Source organism: Cryobacterium sp. MLB-32 (genome assembly GCF_000738085.1).
Taxonomy (GTDB): domain Bacteria; phylum Actinomycetota; class Actinomycetes; order Actinomycetales; family Microbacteriaceae; genus Cryobacterium.
This window is the reverse complement of sequence record NZ_JPRS01000611.1, coordinates 1-3,152: the sequence shown is the minus strand read 5'-3', so window position 1 is coordinate 3,152 and position 3,152 is coordinate 1. Positions and strand designations below refer to the sequence as shown.

The window sequence follows — 3,152 nt, the reverse complement described above, 5'->3', positions numbered from 1 at the left end:
GCCGGGTGCTCGGCCTGAGCCCGACGCTCACCGGTCTCACCGTGGGCGCGGAGCAGACGATACATCGTCGCCACGGAGCAGAGGTAGGTGCCCTCGTCGAGGAGGATCGCCTGAATCTCCGCCGGCGCCTTGTCCACGAACCGCTCGGACCGCAGCACCTCCAGAACCGCAGCGCACTCCAGCTCGGTCAGCGCCCGCGGCTGCTTCGCCGGCTGCGGCCGGGGCCGCGGCGCCGACGGTGGCCGTGGCGACCGCGGGTGTTGGCGGTAGTGCGTCGCCCGCGACCGGCCCACGGCCAGGCACGCGTCCCGCGTGCCCACGAGCGGGACAAGTTCACTGATGGTGGCGTCGATTATTTCTCGGTGTTCGTCTCGCTGCTGTTGGTCGAGAGCTGATCCAACAGAGCCGAGAGTTTTCCCTGGATCGCGATCACCTGCCTCGCCGTATCCAACTCGCCCGACAGCCGGAGATTGTCTTTCCGCAGCCGGGCCGCGTCCTTCTCCGACGTACTGGCTGGCGGTGCTCCCGCCGGCCGCGCCAAGGCAGCCAGCACCCCCTTGTCTCGCTGGTCACGCCACGAGCTCACCAAGGAGGTATACAGCTTTTCCCGGCGAAGCAGCGCGCCGCGGCCCTGCCGATTCAAGCTTTCGTACTCGGTCAGAATGTCGCGCTTGTACTTGGCGGTATAGGTTCGCCGCCGAGCACGCTCGGGAACCTGGGGATCGGGAACATCTTCCATCCCTACAGCCTGCCCGGTCAAGCCGGGTCCTGTCATCACTGCGTCCGTCAAGGGAAACTCCTTCCCCGCCCTCTACGACACTATTCGGGACGATCCCGGTGCCTTATCCAAGGTTGACAGAGAGGGGCAGGCCCGGCCTAGCAGCACGGCTCGATGCGCAACTCACTGTTGCGCAACGGTATGTTGCGCGCGACGGTGAGCGCAAATGGTGGTCTTCGAGATGATGTCGCCGTGTGTCGTGTGGTCGCAAGCCGCATATACGCCGATAGCTTCATGACGTGAAGATCTCTCTCAACCATTCAGCCACCGCCACGTTGCACCGGAATCTGGTGGTTTGCTCATGACAATCGAGCATCTGGCCACCACGAAAGCATTTGCGCTCATTGGTGAAATGACGTCAACCCGCAATCTCCTCGGCTATGGCGTGAAAGTTCTACGCGGGGCACGTTTCCCGGAAACCACGCGGGATCCGATCATGACTATGCTGTCAATCGGTGTGGAAAAGCTTCTTAAGTTGACGGTCGGCGTCGTTTCACTCGACGAGACGCAAGCTTGGCCGTCGAAAAAAACAATGATGAGTTATGGCCACGGAATAGCAGCGCTATTCGACCATGTGATGGCAGCAATTCTCGACCGGACGACAGACAGCAGCGACTACGTGAGAGACCTAGTTGCCGGCGTTCTTGCCGATCCAGTTTTGCCCCCTCTACTGGCAGCTCTTGACCGCTACGGCATGTCCGGTCGTTTCTACAACCTGGACATGCTCGCTGATGTCCCGCAAGTAGACCCCGACCCATCGAGGATGTGGGACTCGGCCGAGCAAGCAGCACTCGGTGATCCCGGCATCGCCGAACTCCAACGCGTCGCAACGGAACGGCTATCCGATAATGGTGCCTGGGATTCCTTCTACTCTGCGGTTCAGGGTCACACTGCTGACAGCATCGAGCAATTGTGGCTGATGATCTCGCGCGTCGGCATCAATAACGCGCTCGGAACCACTGGCGCAACGCTTGGGTGGGAAATTGCACCTGACTCAGTCGGGAGACAAAGTTGACGCTAAAGCTAACGGCAATCTCGTGAGCTTTTTAATGTTCAGGCACGAGGATACTTCCGTGATGGTCGTCACCGACACTCTCGCGACAACTACTGACGGTACGGCTCTCATGTTCCAATCGAAGGCGTGGGCGCTTCCGCATTTGAACATGGCGATCGCAGCCACGGGCGTCGCAAATCTTGGATCAGCTTGGAACGAATTCTTACTCAGCAGCGCGGTCGTTCAGGATATGCGGATGATCGATCGCTTCGCACCAGAGGAGCTTCGACTCCTGTGGCAACAAGTCCTGGACAACGGTCCCAAGGACACGAACATCACTGCAACGATCTACCACTTTGGCTTCGAGAACGGTTCCGATCGAGCTGTGCGGTACGTCTACAGGTCGGCAAGCGACTTTCGGTCCGAGCGCATTGAGGACTCCGGCTTCGGCGTGAAGCCCGCACCAAGAAACTTCACCATTGTGGAGCCAGAATCGAGTGACGAGATCGTCGAACTTGCTCTTAGAATTCGCGGTGAGCAGGACGAGCTGCCGCCCGCGAAGAGAATTACCATCGGAGGCGAGTTGCAGATGATGTTCATTCAGAACCGTCTCACCCAGACGATGAGGATTCACCGCTTTTCTGATTATGAGAACGCGTGGCAGAAAATGGTGGACCGTCTTGCGCAGGCTTCCGAGGAGGGACCATTGGGCCTGGTCTGAAACAAAATGCAAATGGGTACGATCATTCAGGGCCGGAACAAGTGACCAGCAAGTTACGGCAGAGTCATAAGATGACCCACGCAACCGCCCTCGGCGCACAACCCAACACAGAGCAGGCGATCTACCTATACGAGGGCAATGAACCGGGCCATATCGAGTGGCGACACCTGCGCGACCTCACTGTCGCTGACTATGAGGCCGTCGGCGCGGCACTGACTGAGATTCAACACTTCCTCACTGGCCAACTCAACCGGTTGCTGCTTGTAGAGCAGGACCTGCGCGATGAAGTTGGGCAGCTTGAGCTACAGCTCCCCGATCTCGACCGTATGCGGCAGGCGGAAATATGGGTGCCCCGACTCGACCTTCGCGTTGTTCATCTAAGCGTTGGACTTCGCATGTACGAGGAGTACGCCCTCGCGAGAGCGACTCGAATATGGGGTAGAGAATCAAATGGGTACAAGGAAACGCGAGCACTCTTTCACGGTGTGTACGACGCGTCCCAGGCGTACCGGATCGTTTACTACCTCAGGAACGCCCTTGTCTGGCTATGTCAACCCAAGTCGGACCCACCAGGGCAATCTAAGCCGGACCCACTTCGGGCGAAGCGGGGTGTCGCGGGCAACCGAACCGGGACCCACCTCCGGCTGTTGCGGTCATCC

General features: G+C 59.4%; 4 protein-coding genes and 1 pseudogene. 3 read left to right on the top strand and 2 right to left on the bottom strand.

From position 1 onward, the window contains the following. Together JF66_RS23360 and JF66_RS23355 are read right to left on the bottom strand one after the other, a co-directional pair. Positions 1–320: pseudogene (locus tag JF66_RS23360) on the bottom strand (IS3 family transposase); the annotation flags it as partial. A gap of 32 nt (positions 321–352) precedes the next feature. Further along, complete coding sequence (locus JF66_RS23355) at positions 353–739, bottom strand: hypothetical protein (protein ID WP_035880734.1); 387 nt, start codon at positions 737–739, stop codon at positions 353–355. Between the two features lie 340 nt (positions 740–1,079). On the opposite strand from JF66_RS23355, the gene JF66_RS20320 reads away from it, so the two are divergent. The 3 genes from JF66_RS20320 to JF66_RS24775 form a co-directional block, all read left to right on the top strand. After that, positions 1,080–1,793, top strand: coding sequence for a hypothetical protein (locus JF66_RS20320; protein WP_035880733.1), 714 nt, complete (start codon positions 1,080–1,082; stop codon positions 1,791–1,793). Positions 1,794–1,851: 58 nt separating this feature from the next. After that, entirely contained in the window at positions 1,852–2,493 is a 642-nt protein-coding gene (locus tag JF66_RS20315) for a hypothetical protein (RefSeq protein WP_156109969.1), read from the top strand. Positions 2,494–2,564: 71 nt separating this feature from the next. Then, positions 2,565–3,152: hypothetical protein (locus tag JF66_RS24775; RefSeq protein ID WP_035880730.1), on the top strand; the 588-nt coding region annotated here is incomplete at its 3' end.

Excerpts from the sequence above, each read along its gene's own strand:
- JF66_RS23355 (WP_035880734.1), bottom strand. The coding sequence starts at position 739 with ATGGAAGATGTTCCCGATCCCCAGGTTCCCGAGCGTGCTCGGCGGCGA.
- JF66_RS20320 (WP_035880733.1), top strand. The coding sequence starts at position 1,080 with ATGACAATCGAGCATCTGGCCACCACGAAAGCATTTGCGCTCATTGGT.